This is a genomic window from Enterobacter cloacae complex sp. SYL003, assembly GCF_049236925.1.
Taxonomy (GTDB): domain Bacteria; phylum Pseudomonadota; class Gammaproteobacteria; order Enterobacterales; family Enterobacteriaceae; genus Enterobacter; species Enterobacter intestinihominis.
Window position 1 is genome coordinate 1 of sequence record NZ_JBMKJK010000028.1, and the last position, 16,151, is coordinate 16,151.

Here is a 16,151-nt window from a genome sequence, read left to right on the forward strand (position 1 = left end):
GCGCTTTAAACTGGGGGTGATGTTCCACTACGGAAAGCTGAATATGGCGTTCTGAGCCTTCCCACCATGATCGGGGAAGACCCATGCATATACAGTATAAAGAATCAGTTTTATTCTTCAACACACTGTTTATTATGTTGTAACTACTCCCTACCTTCAGGTTCATGGTTCATTTTGTTAACGGTCTGTTGCTTCACAGCTTTGCTGATAGTCGCCCGGCTACAACCCAGCACTTTTTGAATCTGGCTCCAGGAGCTGCCGCTCGCAATCAGCCTGTTTATGGCGTCATAGCGAGACTGATTAACCTGGCGGCCTTTATACTTCCCTTCCCTTTTCGCCCTGGCGATCCCCTGCTGCTGCCGTTCCCGGCGCTGTTCATAGTCTCGCCTGGCGACGGCGGCCAGCATATCCAGCAACATATCGTTTATGGCCGAAAACATTCGGCTGTCAAAATCATTGTGACCCGATGCGAGCCAGGTTGTCGGAACGTTGACGGCCACAACCCGGATATCTTTCTGCCGGATCATTTTCTTCAGTGTGTTCCAGTCCTCCCCTACCAGGCGTGAAAGCCTGTCCACATCCTCTACCAGCAAGATATCGTTTTGCTGACAATCTTTCAGGAGCCGGAACAACTCAGGGCGTTCAAGCTTAGAACCTGATTCATTTTCAATGTAGTAGTTACAGATGCTCAGGCCGCGCTCGATGGCGAAGGTATTTATCGTGTCCAGGGCGCGTGTTGCATCCTGTTCAGTCGTGGATGCGCGTAAGTAAGCTCTGACAAAGCCTTTCGGTACTGTTTGAGTCATTATAGGGAACCAGTTCATTTTGAGTTAACCAGACACACCCATACAGTACCCATTTCAGTTGGTTCAGGGAAGGCACACTCAAAAAGAACCAGCAAACAGACCCCAGCCCTATAGTGACAACGTCACACTAAAAATTTACAACATAAAGATGATGTAAAGACACACCAAGATTTACACCATAAAGCGCACATAAAGACACAGCAACATTTACCATGTAAAGACACCATAAAGATAAATATATCTTTATTTGTGCTTTACATGGTAAAGCCATTGCATTATAAAGACACTGTAAAGACAAAAGTATCTTTACGAAAAACACACCATGTAAAGACATTCATATCTTTACATGAGCTTTACAACATAAAGAGAGGGATTCTGAAATGGGTAAAATCTTGCTTGTCGTATCAGATAAAGGTGGGGTAGGCAAAAGCACCTACGTGGCTAACACAGGCTCAATGCTGGTCAACAAAGGTAAGTCGGTAATTATCCTGAAGACAGATAAAAACCACGATCTGTTGAGCTGGAACGAAAAGCGGACAGATAACGGCTTACTCACTATCCCGGTTCACGCAGCTTACGGAAACGTCAGCAACGAAATTAAGCGCCTTAGTAAGCTGTGTGAAGTTCTCATTGTCGATTGCCCCGGCCACGACAGCCAGGAGTTCCGTAGCGCCCTGACAGTATCAGATATCGTGGTGACACTGGTTAAGCCGTCCTCTGATTTCGAAAGCGAAACACTGACCAGTGTTACAGAGAAAATCCGCACCGCTCAGAAAGCTAACGCAGCTCTGGAACCGTGGGTGCTGTTCACCAGAATCAACTCAGCGAAACCCCGCCACAGAAAAGCGGCCATTGATCTGGATAAATTACTGCGTTCGGACAACATCTGGATTCAACCTCTGAAAACCCGGATATCCGAGCTGGATGTGTATGAAAGCGCCTGTAATGAAGGGGCAGGGGTACATGACGTTAGCCGGGCATCGAGCCTTTCAACAGCGAAAGCACAGATTGAACTTGTGGCACAGGAAATTGGCATTTTATAGAAATATCAACAATATTCATCGAAATCTTTACATTGTAAATACACCATAAAGATACTATGATATTTACAATTAATGCATACCGTACAAGGGGAAATTTTCATGGCTTTAAAACTAAACCGCCCGAACATCGATGAATCTCAGCAACCAGCAACAAACGCAGAAACCGCGCGTTTTATCTCCGGCGCTACCAGAGCGCCTGTAGCGGGTAAACCAAAGTTGATGAACTTCAGACTGCCAGCGTACTTTGAGGAGATCCTGGAAGCGGAGGCGCAGAGAACAGGCCAGAGCAAGACAACCGTTCTAAAGGCAGCGCTGGCCGCATTCGATAACCTGGACGAGAACCTGAAAAACCACTGGCTGCTTGAATCTGCAAAATTAGGGTAGCGTTATGGCTAAGAAAAAGAGATATGTTGTGATGGTTAGAGATAAACCAAATACAGCGGCAATCAGCGATTATTAGCCTGGTTAGTATGGTTCGCTAACAGGCATAATAAGGCCGTTGCCTATGACTGCGGAGAATGGATTGTCGAACCATCACATTGGTTAAGAATTGGAAATCCAAAATAGAAAGAAACCTAAGGAAAGAAAAATGTTCATATTCAGATATATTAAAACTCTTATTAATATCTACTTGTTATACATCCAACCGATATTGGGGATGTTCCTTATAGGTATAGGCTTATGGGGGTTCTATGCACCTGATGAGGGAACTTGTACTAATCTCAATATTGAGTTATGCGCTGTATCAGCTATTGATGTTCTGAAGCCTGCTATTTTTGTATTTTTAGGCATTATTACCGTTGCCGGATGGTACTTTACCGAACTTCAGCCGAAGCTAAGGGGGGAGGGCAAGTATATGAAGGTAAAAACAGGTGTAAAACCGGAAGATTTCGTTAAGTAAAAACCGAGCCTAAAGACGTTAACCGTGGGGGATTTATGAATAAATCATGGCTTGAACAACAGGTGCAAAATGAAAAATTAAAAAAAGTACAGGAAGAGAAAAAAGATGGCACTATCCAAAAAGGATTGTACAGGGTTCGTATAAAAGACAAATACAGGTGGGATTTGTGGGAAAATGATTTCAGAGTTGTTATTGCTTATTCGAAAGATGATGCAGAGCTAAAATTTACAGAAATGACAGGTTTTAATGAGCATTACTATATAGAAAGCATTGAAAAAATAGTGCTTTCAGATATAGAAAAAATCTTACTGGAAAACTGAAAAGATAGTTATCCAGAGGTTTAGTTAAATAATGGCGTCAGTTTTTCAACCAGTAGCAGATCGCTTAAACCGTCTAAAGAAACAACTTCTATACCAGAATCAACAAGTGAATCAACTCCACATACTTCACCGAAGCCGATAACCATAATCGGCTTTCGGTCTATCAAATCAAAAATCACCAAAGGCAATATTACACTGTTAATCGCTTCAAACTCCTGAAAAAACATTTCAGAGCCGTATTCGCTGGCAGGAAAAAGAATCTCACTTAATCTCAAACCATAAAAAATATGGTAGTGTTCTTTAAGGTTATCCTTTAAAATATTAACAGCCTTAGAATATTTTTCGTTAATAAACTCTTTAACCTGATATTTCATAACTCTCTCCAACAAGAACCGACTGTAGGTCACCGGGCAAACGTTGCGGAATGGCGTCAGAGACGTCATTTTGCGGCGTTTGCCCTATCCTGCATCGCAGTGAAAAGAACTCGCCTCGTGCGCTATGATTAACCGATGATAAAAGGCTGAAAGAAGCACTGCAAGCCGACTGGATAACATTGTTGCTTCACGGCTGATCATCATTGGTTGCCTCAGTGCTAGTGTGCTTTGCATCAGGAACCAGAAGACGATACCACGGCATTTTTTTGTTAAGCAGCTCCATCAGGGGAGTGGCAAACAAACTCAATCCCCACAGCGTTACGATTACTGGAATCGTGAAATTTTGCGGCGTCCAGAACTGGCGCTCAAGGTGGAACCATGTAACAACACAGAGCATTCCACCAATCCAGAAAATAGCTTTACTGAAAGCCCCCAGGACTGCCAGAGAAATAACAGAGACTAAATGCAGTGCGCCAGCCGTAGCAAGACGTAGATAAAACCAGAACCATTTAGCGTGCCGGATAACCGGGTTACCGTTCGTTTCTCGCAATCGTTTTTTACGTTCCCGGATGATTTCTTTTTTCAGCTTACTTCGTTCGGCTCCCTGCGGAAACTCATATATTTTAGCCATGTTTTGCCTCACTTATTCTTTTTTGGTGGAACGACTTTGTCAAACTCCTCTAAAAATGCCATATCATCTTCCGAAAAGGATGAGGATTTTTCATTTATACTAAACTCAAATCTAAGCATGTGAGCCATTCTCCCTTTTTTCCCAACAACAGAGAAAGATAACTGATTTATTTCCGTTTTCTCAATTATCTCATTAATGCTTTTATTGATAACATCACGAACAAAAAATGAGTATTTAGGATACTTATATTTCTTCTCCCCTTCCTCAATAGTATAAAGTCCCATTTCCTCTTTTAAATCATCCACGGATATATCAAAAGATTTTTTTGAACTATTCTGACTGTAATATTTCCTAATGACTTGATAAAGGTTTGTTGAGTTTACACTGTTCAACAACACAACTGATTTCAATACCTGAGTGGTATATCTATTTTCAGAACCAATCAACTTAGAAAAATATCGCTTAGCTGTATTTGTGAATTTTATCCGTACAGTTGCAAGATGATCGTAATAGGCACAGAATTCTGTTAAGTTTAAATCCAAGCGATCAGGTATTTTATTCTTAGATGATAGTATCCCAAGTTCATCAGCCAAATTTTTTAAATCATCTCTGTTTAAAACTAACGTAGTTGAAGAAAGAACTTTAGCTCCCTCTTTCAGAGCTGCATAAGAGGCATATTTATCTAAAGAAGTAGCTTTTGAAAAAAAGTCAGCATCAACCTCCAAAATATCATCATCTAACATTTCCTTTGTATCAATCTGGCAAAGAGCCAGAAAAAGCACTCTTTTTGCTGAAAGGGAAAGGGATGCAAGAGTTACCCCAACTTCATTTCTATGTCTAACTTTCGTTAATCCCGTTACTGTCTTCACGATAAGCCTCATATAACCTTTCCTATGTAGGCAAATCATAACCCCACAAAGGTTGTAATTCAAGACAACAATACAACCTTTAATTAAAAAACCTCTCACCTTTAGATATGAAGATCTGAGGATCTTCATATCTAAAGATAGCAACAACCGCATGTTTCACTTGATGTTCAGTCAAACTGTGGAAACCGTTAAAAATCTTCTCACCTTACGTGAAAAATCCTCTCATCTTTAGTGAAAAATCTAACTACCTTAACTTAAAAATCTTCTCACCTTACGTGAAAAATCCTCTCACCTTACGTGAAAAATCCTCTCACCTTTAGCAATTTTTTTCCATAATTTTCAGGTAATTGAAGCGAGCTAAGTTTTTAAGTTTTTAAGATCAAGAAGAAAATATAAGGCTTTTAATGCACAGCGTCTGTGGATAACTCAGCATAAATCCAGAGGATAGATCCGTCTGGCCTCCCTGAGCACTGCACCACCAAAAATTGAGCAAATATTAACCTTAGCGCGTAAGTGCTCTATTGAAACCCCGTGGAAATTCCGCTTCCTCGCTCACTCGCGGGCTTCGCCCTGTCGTTCGGCTGCGGCGAGCGGTGTAATCTCTCTAAAAGATCCAGACGGGATCCTTTTCCGATCCAATTCTTAAATGCTCTCAAAAGCCCTCAGAGGCGTTTTAACCGCTTTAACCCGGTCATGGTTCAACGGAGCGGGTAAAATGCGCTTAGAACGTCATACAGCTCGTTTTTAACCTGATCCCTAATCAGGGGGTATAACAGAGGCGGCCAAAAAATCCGGCCTTGCTCGTCAGAGTATCTACCGCGCATTATCCCCGAACGGAAACCCGACCATCACAACACTTGCACAGCTTGCAGCAGTAGCCGGGTTACAGTTCACTCTCAGTAAGCCCAACCACTAACCTTTCAGACAAGCCCCTCATACCGGGGGGATTATTTCTTATGCCAGCAAAATTTCACGACCGGCGAGGATGGCCAAGTGTTTTTTGCTGGCAATTTTCGTGCAGCAGCTGGCGCCCGGATTCATTTTTTGCTGTCAGGCATCAATCGGTTTCAGCAACCCGCCCCGTAATTCGCTGCTAACGCATCTCATAACGCGCAGATACAGCGCCCCGCGCCAGTGTTTCACACTGACCCGGCGTACCGTTCGCAAGCTCACGCGCTAACTGCGACAGGCTAAACATCGTCTGATAGTCAGAAATTGGCCTGGCAGGGGTGAGGGGGGTTATCGCTCTCATTCGGGCTTGTTGGTTCGCCAGTCCTGGCGAACGTCTCCGGCGCGATGTTACGACAGCGCATTATGTAACTACAGTTCGCGCCTCTTTCGGAAATCCCTTCATGCGCGGTAAAGCAATATACATCTTTATGTAATCTTTACAATGTAAAGCATTAAAAATGATTCCATAACCATCATTTGATGGTATAATGAATTTGTTGGTTGGGAATGGTTCCCTGCCAGATTCCAGAAGCCCACACGGGCGGGAGCGAAAAATGAATATTCAGGAAGCATTAAACGTTTTTGGTTTATCCGGTGATCTGACTGAAAAGGACATCAAGGCGGCATACAAAAAAGCGGCTTTAAAATATCATCCAGACCGCAATCCATTGGGTGCCGAGCTGATGAAAGCAGTAAATGCTGCGTTTGATTTTCTCATGGCTAACATTGATAAAATCAATCAGTTTCAAAGCACTGATGAAAACGCACGTTACAACTACGGTGAAGATCTGGAAAAAGTTCTGAATACGCTTTCCGGCCTTACAGGGATTGTCTATGAAGTTATTGGTAATTGGGTCTGGATTAGCGGAGAAACTAAAGAACACAAAGACATTTTAAAGGAAATGGGCTGTAAGTGGGCATCTAAGAAAAAACAATGGTTTTACCGTCCTGAAGAACACAAAAGCCGCTGGAACCGTAAAGAACACAGCATTGAAGAAATTCGTGAAATGTATGGTACAGCGGGTAAACGTAAGGCGTCAGGCTGGACACGTGTAGAAGCAAGCGCATAACCGGAATGGGGGCGAAAGCCCCCTAGAACATGGCAAAGATTGATTCGGAGACACGTTGATGAAAAACAAGACCATAACGGAAGCGGAGCTGATAAACATTTTTGAAAGTTACGGAGCCTACATTTGCCCGGATGAGATCGAAGTTACAGCCAAAGAATGCAATGAAAATGGTTCAGTCTTGCACCGTGGCTTAAACGCAGAAGGATGGGCGCATCTTTTTGCGAAGGAAGAAGCATATCAGCAGGAATGCGAAGCCCAGGAAGCTGCAAGTGATGATGGACACTTTGATGAATAGTCTTAAAACTGCCGTAATTCGATTTACGGCTTTTTTATTGAGTTCAAAAGGCTGAATCGATGAAAGAACAGAAAAATTTCTTTGAACGGTATAAACCGGTGTTTGAAATCGTTTGTCGAATCCTGGGGAACGGCTGGCGTGTAAATCTGCTCGATGATTGCCAGTACAGGATTAAGCTAACCTCACCTGATTTTAAAAATTACTCTATACATATTCGAATGGAGAAAGGAAGGTTAGTTATCATTGGAAGCGTAGATAGTCGCAGCTGGAGAAGTCCTTACCATACTTGCACAGTATCGCCAGAGCGTAACCCTGTAGAAATCGCCGCCGATATTGAAAAGAAAATCCTGTCGGATGCTTTAGATAATGTAGATATGGCGCGAGAGTATGAACAACAGTTACAGCAAAAACGCGAGAAAAAACTGATCCTGAAAGGAATGCTATCTCGTTTAGTGCATCTTGAAAGCTGGCATGGGACATTGACCGGGTTTAAAGTTGAGAATGGGTTAGATGGTAACGTATCAGAACGGGGCGACGGATATGAAATGGTAATTCGTGGCCTGAGTGTAGATCAGCTCATAAAGGTAGCGGGGTTTATTAAACAGCTATGAGGCAAAAAATGAATGAAGTCCTGAGCGACAGGAAAAACAAAGGTAATGTAACATACAGGATTGTTGTGTCTGAAGATGCAACACGTTTGTTTATTGAACTTGAAAAACTGATGAAGGTACGCTCTAAAGAAGCGGATAAAAAAACAACTAAAAAGATTGTTTTCCAAAAATCATTTTATTACGAAGAATTCTCGAACGTTAAAGATGAAATTGATGATCCAATTTTATTGAAATTCTATACAGATACTATTGTGAAGGTACAAAATCATGAGTTTTAAGCCAACACCTGAAGAGGTGAAACAAGCACGTATTAAAGCTGGCTTTACGCAGCAGGAAGCCGCTGAACGGTTTGGTTTTACGTTATCAGCCTGGCAAGCCAAAGAAACATCCGGTAAAACGTCTCGTGGTTTAGCCGCTGGTACGTATGAATTACTTTTGCTCCTGGCTGATGAACATCCAGATTACCAGCTCGTTAAGAGAGAAAAAAATCAGGATAAAGTGACTAAATAAATTGCATTACCATCATATGATGGTATAATTTATTTGTAGGTCGGGAATAGTTCCTTACCATGATCCAGTAGCCCAAACGGGCGGGAGACTAAAATGAACACGTATGTTATCACTTTCCAGGCTTTAAACACTAAGAAAGAAAAAATCACCTGCTCTGCTTTTGTCCATTCAGAAACTCTCTTCCTTGCCGTTCATTCTTTCGAAGATAAAAATCGCGGTCGTGGTTATGTTATCACGTCTGTTAGTGAATTGTTGTCCGAGGAACTGACGGCGAAAAATTCCCTCAAGAAAAATATTAACTTTTGGTTTAATGAGTGTGGTTTAAGTAAATCTGAGGTTATAAACGAAGTAATTAACTGGAAGAATTTCGCATATACCCTTAAAGAACTGGAGGAAGCCAAAAATGAAGCGATAAGAGAACTGCGGAGTTAATCAATTAGGGGTGGTATCAGGTTGTGGAGGCAACCTGATACCGTGACACTCAATTCCCTCGCGAGGAATATAAAATGTCGGAACGCATGTTATCAGCAATACAGACTGTTGAAAAGGGTGGGCGTCCGGTTTTTCCCTTGATGCCATTCTCTGCTTTTCCTGAGTACATGGCATTACTCAGAAAAGCCCTGGAAAAGAAAGAAACAAAAGCACTGATAGAAAAACAGGAGGTGCTATGAAAAAACAGGAGTTTTTAGATTTTATCAGTGCAGAACAGAGGCGGGGAGCTGTCCGGTTTTCGCTGGGATTTAACAGCAAAGGGGAAATTGTATTGCACTGGACTAACGAGGCCGGGTTAAGAGTCTGGAGTATACTAAGCGGTAACAGGGGAAAAAGTCCCAGCCGGGCAAACCGGGAAAGAATGAGTAACCTCCGCCGCTGGCTCCATGATGCCCGGCAGGGCATGGAAGGCGACACACCAGAGGCAGAATAAAATTCCCGTTCCTGAATCGCCGAAGCCCTCCCGTTTACGGGAGGTGCTTTTTTTGTATATTCCGTAAAACAGCGCTCGCGCCCCCTGCCAGGCCATTCGCGTAGCGAATTTATTTCCGCCCAAGTTAGCCGCGAATCCGTTGTCTCCGGTCGCAGACGCACCAGATCACAGCCACGATAGCCTTTCATTTTTTGCATTTCGATGGACGCTGAAGCACAATTTATGTGTGGAGGTAGTTCACTGCGATGCAGGATAGGGCAAACGCCGCAAAATGACGTCTCTGACGCCATTCCGCAACGTTTGCCCGGTGACCTACAGTCGGTTCTTGTTGGAGAGTTTTATGAAAAAAGTTCAATTCAGGATTGAAGAAAGCCAACATGATGATCTACTTGATTGTCTTAAAACACTTTATCCAGATGAACCGGGTTTAACCGTGGCAAAAGGAATGAAGCTGCTTGCCAATGCTTTACTGAAAAGCAAGGTTAAAAATGAAGATGTTAATGTGTCAAAAGACAATGATGATTTTATCAAAACCACAATGTATTTGACAGGGAAACAAAGAACTTTAATAGAGAAAGCGGCTCATCGTCATGGCTGGAATTTATCCAGAGAATGTCGTTATCGAATCCAGACGACACTTGAAAATGAACTTGATTTTTTCGATCAGGAACTTCTGGTGATGAATCGTTGCCGTAATGCAATAGATAAAATAGGGCGAAACTTTCATTATATTATCGTTAATGATAATGCCAGAGTACTTGATAAAGATGGGTTCTATCAGGACGCTGAGCGGTTGAGTTCAGAGATAATGAGTCTCAAAAGTGAGTTTGAAAACTACATTATGTTATGCAAAGGGCGAACTGTTTCTAACAAGGTTGAGGTGTAATCATGGGCGTTTATGTTGACAAGGAATTCAGGGTTAAGCGTAAGTCCTCTGAAGCTGGCCGCAAGTCTGCTTTCGCCCATAAAGTTAAAAATGGTGGTAAAAACTATCAACGCAACGTTCAGGAACGTATCAACCGCAAGGGTGCCAGTAAGGAGGTTGTTGTCAAAATCTCAGGAGGTGCGATTACCCGGCAGGGAGTTCGAAACAGTATTGACTATATGAGCCGGGAGTCAGAGCTGCCAGTGATGAGTGAAAGCGGTCAGGTATGGAAAGGTGATGAGATTCAGGAGGCTAAAGAGCACATGATAGATCGTGCTAATGACCCTCAAAATGTTTTCGATGATAAAGGTAAGGAAAATAAAAAAGTAACCCAAAATATTGTGTTTTCACCGCCTGTATCAGCAAAGGTAAAACCTGAAGATCTGCTTGAGTCTGTCAGGAAAACGATGAACAAGAAGTACCCAAATCATCGTTTTGTGCTTGGCTATCATAACGACAAAAAAGAACATCCACACGTGCATGTCGTTTTTCGTATTCGTGATAATGACGGTAAACGAGCTGATATCAGGAAAAAAGATTTACGGGAAATTCGTACAGGTTTTTGTGAAGAGCTGAAGATGAAGGGCTATGACGTTAAAGCCACTCATAAGCAGCAGCATGGACTTAACCAGTCTATTAAAGATGCGCACAAAACAGCGCCAAAACGACAGAAGGGCGTTTATGAGGTTGTTGATGTTGGCTACGACCATTATCAGAACGATAAAACCAAACCAAAGCAGCATTTCATAAAGCTTAAGACACTGAACAAGGGCGTGGAGAAAACATATTGGGGGGCTGATTTTGGTGAGTTAACCACTCGCGAGAACGTTAAGAAAGGTGATCTTGTTAAGCTGAAGAAGTTAGGACAAAAGGAGGTGAAAATCCCTGCACTTGATAAGAACGGTGTACAGCATGGCTGGAAGACTGCACACAGGAATGAGTGGCAGCTAGAGAACCTGGGGGTTAAGGGCATAGACAGAATCTCTTCATCCAGTAAAGAGCTGGTGCTGAACAGCGCGGAGATGATTAAGAAACAGCAACTCCAGATGAGAAATTTCTCGCAAATAAAACAGTCGATGATTCAAAGCGAACAGAAAGTGAAAATCGGAATTCGTTTAGGATAATTCATACTCTCCGGTAACTTATTGATTAAGATCGATTTATTTATCTTGTTAGCAGAGTTTTTGTAAAAAGTAACTAGCGGTAAAAAATTTAGTTAACTTGACTATAAAATAAGCGCATGGTGATCAATCGATCTGCTTTTTTGTTATCAAATAGCATATGTATCTAGATATAAATAAAATACAAGCACAAACAAAATGAAATGTGTCGTAAATGCGATCTAAAGATCTGCTTGTGTGGTTGAACGCAGCACATGTAGCTGATAAAGTTTTTATGAGATGTAAATTTGTCCTTTTGTTTTTTTTCTCTGATTCGGGGTCATCCGAGTCGAGAGAGCGCCTGAAAGGAAAAACTATGGAATGGTATGTTTTGCAATTCACCACTACGAGATTTGCAGCAGTTTTTGCTCATCTCGAACGCCTGAACTTCTCTTACTTCTGTCCTATGGAGACTGAAAGGTATCGTCGCCCGGATAAGATAATTTCATATCGAGAAAGACGTTTGCCGCTTTTTCCCGGTTATCTTTTTATCCAGGCAGATTTTGAAGAGGTTCATTCCACTACAATAACTGCTATCCCTTACGTACAACGCTTTATCTCATTTGGCGGTGAGCCTTTACCTGTACCAGAAGATGTGATGGCGGAGCTTTTGTACAGACAATCACATACAACAGCTCAGGCAAATCTTTTAAGGAAATCAATTCCACACGATTTTGCTGAAATTCTACTCATGGATAATCCGCAGCAAAGAAGTATGGCTTTCATCCACTACATCACAGAGAGAAGCTTAACCCACAAAATGAAACGGAAGAAAAATGACTGCTACCCGAAAAAAAACCGCAACGAGACGCAAGCCCCAACGTAATACACTCTACCTGCCCTCAGCTTCTCGTGAGGAACTGGATAAAATTGCTCTGGAGATTGGCTATCGCAGGGGGCGACGTATTTCAAGCTCTGGTGTTGTCCAGTACCTCATAAAAAAATATTCCAGCCAGGCTATTGAGGAGCTGATAAACGAAGACGATGAAGACGATGACGACTTCGATGACTAACCATTCAGTCTAAACTTTCCGCGCTGTTCTGGCCGGGAGAAAATCATGTTATCTACTACTGCTTTTGCGGCGCTTGCTTTGCAATGCGCGGCCAGCGTTCATCCCGATACTGCGCATGAAGTTGCAAGGGTTGAATCTGGTTTTAACCCATATGCTATTGCCGAGATAATACCGAAGGTTGAACGTAAGCCCGGTGACAAAGGCGTAGTGTCCTACTTTCCCAAAACTAAGGAGGCTGCACTCCAGATCGTAAATCAAATTGAATCACGAAATCATCGTTACTCAGTCGGTCTTATGCAAATAACGAGTACGAATTTTGCAAACTTCAATACAACCGCTGAGAAAATGTTTGACCCCTGCGAAAATCTCAAGGTTTCAGAGCAAATTTTGGTGGATTGTTATAAACGTGGTGGCGATATTTTACGTGGCCTGAGTTGCTATTATTCCGGCAATCCAGAAACAGGAACTAAACCTGAATCAGATTTTAATAACACCAGTTATATACAGCGCATAGGGTTTAATCCGCCTGATAACAAAAAAAACTGGGTGGTTCCTTCAGTTAAAGATGCAATCAGAAAGGAGAATGTAACACAGAGTATCAAACCTAAAGAAGTTACCGTATATCCCCAATATGCCATGCGTGGCACTGTTTTAGATGAAAAGGAAACAAACGATGTTAAAACTCAATAAACGTTATTTAACTCTTTCTGTATTTATGGCTGCATTGATGCTTTGTGTAGCAGAACCCGCCTTTGCTGATGATGTATCCACTAAAACAACTGGCTTCTTGCAGAAGATTATCGATTTTCTGACGGATATCCGTAAGCCAGCAATCACCATCATTGCGCTGGTAATTGGTTATATCGCTATCTTCTCACGCCAGCATGCAGCGTGGATTACGCCTTTAATTATCGGGATTATCATCTTTATTGTTGCGCCATATCTGCCTGACTGGTTAGCGTAATATGTAATAAAAGGGGGCGTAAAAATGAGTACCGTTTTTAAAGGGCTGACACGCCCCGCTTTGATTAGGGGGCTGGGCGTTCCGCTCTACCCCTTTCTTGGAATGTGCGTTATCTGCGTTTTGCTTGGTGTCTGGATTCATGAGGCTATGTATGCCCTCATCCTCCCTGGCTGGTATGCCATCAAGCGAGTTACGAAGATAGATGAACGCTTTTTTGACCTGCTTTATCTGCGAATGCAAATCAAAGGTAATCCTCTGGCAAACAAGCGCTTCAATGCCGTCCATTATGCGGGGAGTTCGTACGACGCAGTCGATATATCGAAAGTGGACAATTTTATGAAGCTTAAAGACCAGTCTTCTCTTGAAGAGTTAATCCCGTATTCATCACACATCACTGATAACCTCATTGTTACCAGAAACCATGATCTACTGGCGACCTGGCAGATTGACGGAGCTTATTTTGAATGTGTAGATGAAGCGGATCTAGCCTTGCTTACTGACCAGCTCAATACGCTGATACGTAGTTTTGATGGGAAACCCGTTACCTTTTATACGCATCGTATTCGGGTTAGAAAAGAAGTGCGACCTGTATTTGACAGCAAGATCCCATTCGTCAACAGAGTGATGAACGATTATTACGAATCGCTTTCGGCGGCTGAGTATTTTGAAAACAAATTATACTTAACCGTATGCTATAAACCGTTCAGCGCTGAAGATAAAGTGACGCATTTTCTTTCAAGGAAAAAGGGTAATAAAAATATCTTCGAAGAACCCATTAATGATATGAATGAAATATGTGGCAGATTGAGCACCTATCTCTCCCGGTTTCATTCCCGTCGTCTTGGGTTATATGAAGAAAATAATATAGTTTATTCAGAACAGCTTACGCTGTTCCAGAAACTGCTATCCGGGCGCTGGCAGAAAGTCAGAGTCACCAATAGTCCGTTTTATACATACCTGGGTGGTAAAGACCTGTTCTTTGGTAACGATGCTGGACAAATCACTGCCTCTGACCATGCCCGGTACTTTCGTTGCATCGAGATCAAGGACTACTTTCAGGAAACGGATGCCGGAATTTTTGATGCACTGATGTATCTCCCGGTTGAGTATGTACAGACTTCCTCTTTAACTCCGATAGACAAGCAGTCTGCAATCAAGGCGCTGGATGATCAGATCGACAAACTCGAAATGACCGATGATGCCGCTAAATCCTTGCTCGCTGATTTGAAAGTTGGTCTCGATATGGTCTCCAGCGGCTATATTTCTTTCGGGAAAAGTCACCAGACACTGATTGTTTACGCAGATTCGCCGGAGCGTCTGGTGAAGGACACCAATATTGTAACGACGACCCTGGAGGATTTAGGGCTGATCGTAACCTATTCAACCTTGAGTCTTGGCGCAGCGTATTTTGCTCAGTTACCTGGTAACTACACGTTACGGCCACGCCTGAGTTCTATCAGCAGTCTGAACTTTGCCGAAATGGAAAGCTTCCATAATTTCTTTACGGGCAAGGAGAAAGGAAATACCTGGGGTAACAACCTTATCACCCTGGGCGGCTCAGGAAATGATATTTATAACCTGAACTATCACATGACTACCGAGCATCAAAATTACTTCGGTAAAAACCCCACGCTGGGGCATACCGAAATTCTTGGTACGTCAAACGTGGGTAAAACGGTAGTGATGATGACTAAGGCTTTCGCCGCCCAGCAGTTCGGAACGCCGGAGTCTTTTCCACCTGAGAGGAAATTAAAGAAGTTAACTACAGTATTTTTCGACAAAGATCGGGCAGCGGAACCCGGTATACGTTCAATGGGAGGTGCTTACTTTCGGGTGAAAGAAGGAGAGCCGACTGGCTGGAACCCTGCGGCTTTGCCACCAACCAAACGAAATATTTCCTTTATGAAAGACCTGGTGAGGCTACTTTGTACGCTTAACAGTGAGCCGCTTGATGATTACCAGAACCGCCTGATTTCTGATGCCGTTGAGCGCCTGATGCAGAGGTCAAACCGCTCTTATCCGATCAGTAAGTTGCGACCACTCATTCTGGAGCCTGATGATACTGAAACCCGGCGGCATGGGCTTAAAGCACGCCTGAATGCCTGGGTGCAGGGAGGGGAATTTGGCTGGGTGTTTGATAACCCGGACGATACGTTTGATGTGGACAACCTGGACGTTTTCGGTATAGACGGAACGGAGTTTCTGGATAACAAAGTACTTTCCAGCGCCGCTTCATTCTATCTCATCTACCGTGTCACCATGCTGGCTGATGGCCGCCGACTCCTTATCTACATGGATGAGTTCTGGCAATGGATTAACAACGAAGCGTTCAGAGATTTTGTTTATAACAAACTCAAAACCGCGCGTAAGCTGGATATGGTGCTTGTCGTAGCGACACAATCGCCGGATGAACTAATTAAATCACCTATCGCGGCTGCCGTTCGTGAGCAGTGCGCAACACATATTTATCTGGCGAACCCCAAAGCGAAACGTAGTGAGTACGTAGACGAGTTGGAAGTGAGAGAACTTTATTTTGACAAAATTAAAGCCATTGACCCGTTATCTCGTCAGTTCCTGGTCGTCAAAAACCCACAGAGGAAGGGGGAAAGTGATGATTTTGCGGCTTTCGCAAGACTGGATTTGGGAAAAGCGGCGTATTACCTACCGGTTCTCAGCGCATCGAAACCCCAGCTTGAACTGTTCGATGAAATCTGGAAAGAGGGTATGAAGCCGGAAGAGTGGCTTGATACCTATCTGGAACGTGCAAACCTGATTTAAGGAAT

At 43.0% G+C, this 16,151-nt stretch carries 22 protein-coding genes and 1 pseudogene; 19 read left to right on the top strand and 4 right to left on the bottom strand.

Annotated features, from left to right (window positions below; translation table 11 throughout):
- Window positions 1-143 precede the first annotated feature (143 nt).
- Window positions 144-806: a recombinase family protein gene (locus ACOT1A_RS22620; RefSeq protein WP_001549893.1), complete on the bottom strand. Its 663-nt coding sequence runs from the start codon at window positions 804-806 to the stop codon at window positions 144-146.
- Window positions 807-1,186: 380 nt separating this feature from the next.
- On the opposite strand from ACOT1A_RS22620, the gene ACOT1A_RS22625 reads away from it, so the two are divergent.
- The 4 genes from ACOT1A_RS22625 to ACOT1A_RS22640 all read left to right on the top strand — a co-directional run bounded on the left by ACOT1A_RS22625 (window position 1,187) and on the right by ACOT1A_RS22640 (window position 3,070).
- Window positions 1,187-1,849, top strand: coding sequence for a division plane positioning ATPase MipZ (locus ACOT1A_RS22625; RefSeq protein ID WP_000516402.1), 663 nt, complete (start codon window positions 1,187-1,189; stop codon window positions 1,847-1,849).
- A gap of 99 nt (window positions 1,850-1,948) precedes the next feature.
- Window positions 1,949-2,233 (top strand): hypothetical protein, encoded by a 285-nt coding sequence (locus tag ACOT1A_RS22630; protein ID WP_001185481.1) that lies wholly within the window; start codon window positions 1,949-1,951, stop codon window positions 2,231-2,233.
- 205 nt (window positions 2,234-2,438) lie between these two features.
- Window positions 2,439-2,750 carry a hypothetical protein gene (locus ACOT1A_RS22635; protein WP_000469598.1) on the top strand — a complete coding sequence of 104 codons (312 nt, stop codon included), beginning with the start codon at window positions 2,439-2,441 and terminating at the stop codon, window positions 2,748-2,750.
- Between the two features lie 35 nt (window positions 2,751-2,785).
- Complete coding sequence (locus ACOT1A_RS22640) at window positions 2,786-3,070, top strand: hypothetical protein (protein ID WP_001043731.1); 285 nt, start codon at window positions 2,786-2,788, stop codon at window positions 3,068-3,070.
- Between the two features lie 20 nt (window positions 3,071-3,090).
- Here ACOT1A_RS22640 and ddp1 (ACOT1A_RS22645) read toward each other — a convergent pair whose 3' ends face one another.
- From ddp1 (ACOT1A_RS22645) to ACOT1A_RS22655, 3 genes are all read right to left on the bottom strand, one after another.
- Entirely contained in the window at window positions 3,091-3,444 is a 354-nt protein-coding gene (gene ddp1 / locus ACOT1A_RS22645; protein ID WP_000877224.1) for a DNA distortion polypeptide 3, read from the bottom strand.
- A gap of 187 nt (window positions 3,445-3,631) precedes the next feature.
- The gene (locus tag ACOT1A_RS22650; protein WP_001074369.1) at window positions 3,632-4,075 is read right to left on the bottom strand and encodes a hypothetical protein; all 444 of its coding nucleotides are present in this window, start codon (window positions 4,073-4,075) and stop codon (window positions 3,632-3,634) included.
- Window positions 4,076-4,083: 8 nt separating this feature from the next.
- The gene (locus tag ACOT1A_RS22655; protein ID WP_001348704.1) at window positions 4,084-5,097 is read right to left on the bottom strand and encodes a replication initiation protein; all 1,014 of its coding nucleotides are present in this window, start codon (window positions 5,095-5,097) and stop codon (window positions 4,084-4,086) included.
- Between the two features lie 610 nt (window positions 5,098-5,707).
- On the opposite strand from ACOT1A_RS22655, the pseudogene ACOT1A_RS22660 reads away from it, so the two are divergent.
- The 15 genes and pseudogenes from ACOT1A_RS22660 to ACOT1A_RS22730 all read left to right on the top strand — a co-directional run.
- Window positions 5,708-5,860, top strand: a pseudogene (locus tag ACOT1A_RS22660) (DNA-binding protein); the annotation flags it as partial.
- 589 nt (window positions 5,861-6,449) lie between these two features.
- Window positions 6,450-6,965 carry a DnaJ domain-containing protein gene (locus tag ACOT1A_RS22665; protein ID WP_001025390.1) on the top strand — a complete coding sequence of 172 codons (516 nt, stop codon included), beginning with the start codon at window positions 6,450-6,452 and terminating at the stop codon, window positions 6,963-6,965.
- 58 nt (window positions 6,966-7,023) lie between these two features.
- Entirely contained in the window at window positions 7,024-7,260 is a 237-nt protein-coding gene (locus ACOT1A_RS22670) for a hypothetical protein (RefSeq protein ID WP_000792381.1), read from the top strand.
- Window positions 7,261-7,319: 59 nt separating this feature from the next.
- Window positions 7,320-7,871 carry a hypothetical protein gene (locus ACOT1A_RS22675; RefSeq protein WP_000662998.1) on the top strand — a complete coding sequence of 184 codons (552 nt, stop codon included), beginning with the start codon at window positions 7,320-7,322 and terminating at the stop codon, window positions 7,869-7,871.
- Between the two features lie 8 nt (window positions 7,872-7,879).
- Window positions 7,880-8,149 carry a hypothetical protein gene (locus ACOT1A_RS22680; protein WP_001006717.1) on the top strand — a complete coding sequence of 90 codons (270 nt, stop codon included), beginning with the start codon at window positions 7,880-7,882 and terminating at the stop codon, window positions 8,147-8,149.
- Entirely contained in the window at window positions 8,139-8,381 is a 243-nt protein-coding gene (locus ACOT1A_RS22685; RefSeq protein WP_000008707.1) for a hypothetical protein, read from the top strand. The genes ACOT1A_RS22680 and ACOT1A_RS22685 overlap by 11 nt, the downstream gene beginning before the upstream one ends.
- Window positions 8,382-8,474: 93 nt before the next feature.
- On the top strand, window positions 8,475-8,813 hold the full coding sequence (locus ACOT1A_RS22690) for a hypothetical protein (RefSeq protein WP_001099725.1): 339 nt from the start codon (window positions 8,475-8,477) through the stop codon (window positions 8,811-8,813).
- Between the two features lie 74 nt (window positions 8,814-8,887).
- Window positions 8,888-9,052 (top strand): hypothetical protein, encoded by a 165-nt coding sequence (locus ACOT1A_RS22695; protein ID WP_000004083.1) that lies wholly within the window; start codon window positions 8,888-8,890, stop codon window positions 9,050-9,052.
- Window positions 9,049-9,306, top strand: a complete 258-nt coding sequence (locus tag ACOT1A_RS22700; RefSeq protein WP_004199355.1) for a hypothetical protein — start codon at window positions 9,049-9,051, stop codon at window positions 9,304-9,306. Before ACOT1A_RS22695 ends, ACOT1A_RS22700 begins: the two co-directional genes overlap by 4 nt.
- Before the next feature lie 340 nt (window positions 9,307-9,646).
- Complete coding sequence (gene ddp1 / locus ACOT1A_RS22705; RefSeq protein ID WP_001348698.1) at window positions 9,647-10,192, top strand: DNA distortion polypeptide 1; 546 nt, start codon at window positions 9,647-9,649, stop codon at window positions 10,190-10,192.
- A gap of 2 nt (window positions 10,193-10,194) precedes the next feature.
- Entirely contained in the window at window positions 10,195-11,355 is a 1,161-nt protein-coding gene (mobP1, locus tag ACOT1A_RS22710) for a MobP1 family relaxase (protein WP_004199101.1), read from the top strand.
- 352 nt (window positions 11,356-11,707) lie between these two features.
- A complete protein-coding gene (locus ACOT1A_RS22715; protein WP_000455437.1) occupies window positions 11,708-12,217 on the top strand; it encodes a transcription termination/antitermination NusG family protein in 510 nt (169 codons plus the stop codon).
- Between the two features lie 232 nt (window positions 12,218-12,449).
- Entirely contained in the window at window positions 12,450-13,094 is a 645-nt protein-coding gene (locus ACOT1A_RS22720; protein ID WP_000953538.1) for a lytic transglycosylase domain-containing protein, read from the top strand.
- Complete coding sequence (locus ACOT1A_RS22725; RefSeq protein WP_000916156.1) at window positions 13,078-13,368, top strand: TrbC/VirB2 family protein; 291 nt, start codon at window positions 13,078-13,080, stop codon at window positions 13,366-13,368. Before ACOT1A_RS22720 ends, ACOT1A_RS22725 begins: the two co-directional genes overlap by 17 nt.
- A 24-nt stretch (window positions 13,369-13,392) precedes the next feature.
- Window positions 13,393-16,146, top strand: a complete 2,754-nt coding sequence (locus tag ACOT1A_RS22730) for a VirB3 family type IV secretion system protein (RefSeq protein WP_015060057.1) — start codon at window positions 13,393-13,395, stop codon at window positions 16,144-16,146.
- Window positions 16,147-16,151 lie beyond the last annotated feature (5 nt).

Coding starts and splice junctions, on each gene's coding strand:
- ACOT1A_RS22620 (WP_001549893.1), bottom strand. CDS start 806: ATGACTCAAACAGTACCGAAAGGCTTTGTCAGAGCTTACTTACGCGCA.
- ACOT1A_RS22625 (WP_000516402.1), top strand. CDS start 1,187: ATGGGTAAAATCTTGCTTGTCGTATCAGATAAAGGTGGGGTAGGCAAA.
- ACOT1A_RS22630 (WP_001185481.1), top strand. CDS start 1,949: ATGGCTTTAAAACTAAACCGCCCGAACATCGATGAATCTCAGCAACCA.
- ACOT1A_RS22635 (WP_000469598.1), top strand. CDS start 2,439: ATGTTCATATTCAGATATATTAAAACTCTTATTAATATCTACTTGTTA.
- ACOT1A_RS22640 (WP_001043731.1), top strand. CDS start 2,786: ATGAATAAATCATGGCTTGAACAACAGGTGCAAAATGAAAAATTAAAA.
- ddp1 (WP_000877224.1), bottom strand. CDS start 3,444: ATGAAATATCAGGTTAAAGAGTTTATTAACGAAAAATATTCTAAGGCT.
- ACOT1A_RS22650 (WP_001074369.1), bottom strand. CDS start 4,075: ATGGCTAAAATATATGAGTTTCCGCAGGGAGCCGAACGAAGTAAGCTG.
- ACOT1A_RS22655 (WP_001348704.1), bottom strand. CDS start 5,097: ATGCGGTTGTTGCTATCTTTAGATATGAAGATCCTCAGATCTTCATAT.
- ACOT1A_RS22665 (WP_001025390.1), top strand. CDS start 6,450: ATGAATATTCAGGAAGCATTAAACGTTTTTGGTTTATCCGGTGATCTG.
- ACOT1A_RS22670 (WP_000792381.1), top strand. CDS start 7,024: ATGAAAAACAAGACCATAACGGAAGCGGAGCTGATAAACATTTTTGAA.
- ACOT1A_RS22675 (WP_000662998.1), top strand. CDS start 7,320: ATGAAAGAACAGAAAAATTTCTTTGAACGGTATAAACCGGTGTTTGAA.
- ACOT1A_RS22680 (WP_001006717.1), top strand. CDS start 7,880: ATGAATGAAGTCCTGAGCGACAGGAAAAACAAAGGTAATGTAACATAC.
- ACOT1A_RS22685 (WP_000008707.1), top strand. CDS start 8,139: ATGAGTTTTAAGCCAACACCTGAAGAGGTGAAACAAGCACGTATTAAA.
- ACOT1A_RS22690 (WP_001099725.1), top strand. CDS start 8,475: ATGAACACGTATGTTATCACTTTCCAGGCTTTAAACACTAAGAAAGAA.
- ACOT1A_RS22695 (WP_000004083.1), top strand. CDS start 8,888: ATGTCGGAACGCATGTTATCAGCAATACAGACTGTTGAAAAGGGTGGG.
- ACOT1A_RS22700 (WP_004199355.1), top strand. CDS start 9,049: ATGAAAAAACAGGAGTTTTTAGATTTTATCAGTGCAGAACAGAGGCGG.
- ddp1 (WP_001348698.1), top strand. CDS start 9,647: ATGAAAAAAGTTCAATTCAGGATTGAAGAAAGCCAACATGATGATCTA.
- mobP1 (WP_004199101.1), top strand. CDS start 10,195: ATGGGCGTTTATGTTGACAAGGAATTCAGGGTTAAGCGTAAGTCCTCT.
- ACOT1A_RS22715 (WP_000455437.1), top strand. CDS start 11,708: ATGGAATGGTATGTTTTGCAATTCACCACTACGAGATTTGCAGCAGTT.
- ACOT1A_RS22720 (WP_000953538.1), top strand. CDS start 12,450: ATGTTATCTACTACTGCTTTTGCGGCGCTTGCTTTGCAATGCGCGGCC.
- ACOT1A_RS22725 (WP_000916156.1), top strand. CDS start 13,078: ATGTTAAAACTCAATAAACGTTATTTAACTCTTTCTGTATTTATGGCT.
- ACOT1A_RS22730 (WP_015060057.1), top strand. CDS start 13,393: ATGAGTACCGTTTTTAAAGGGCTGACACGCCCCGCTTTGATTAGGGGG.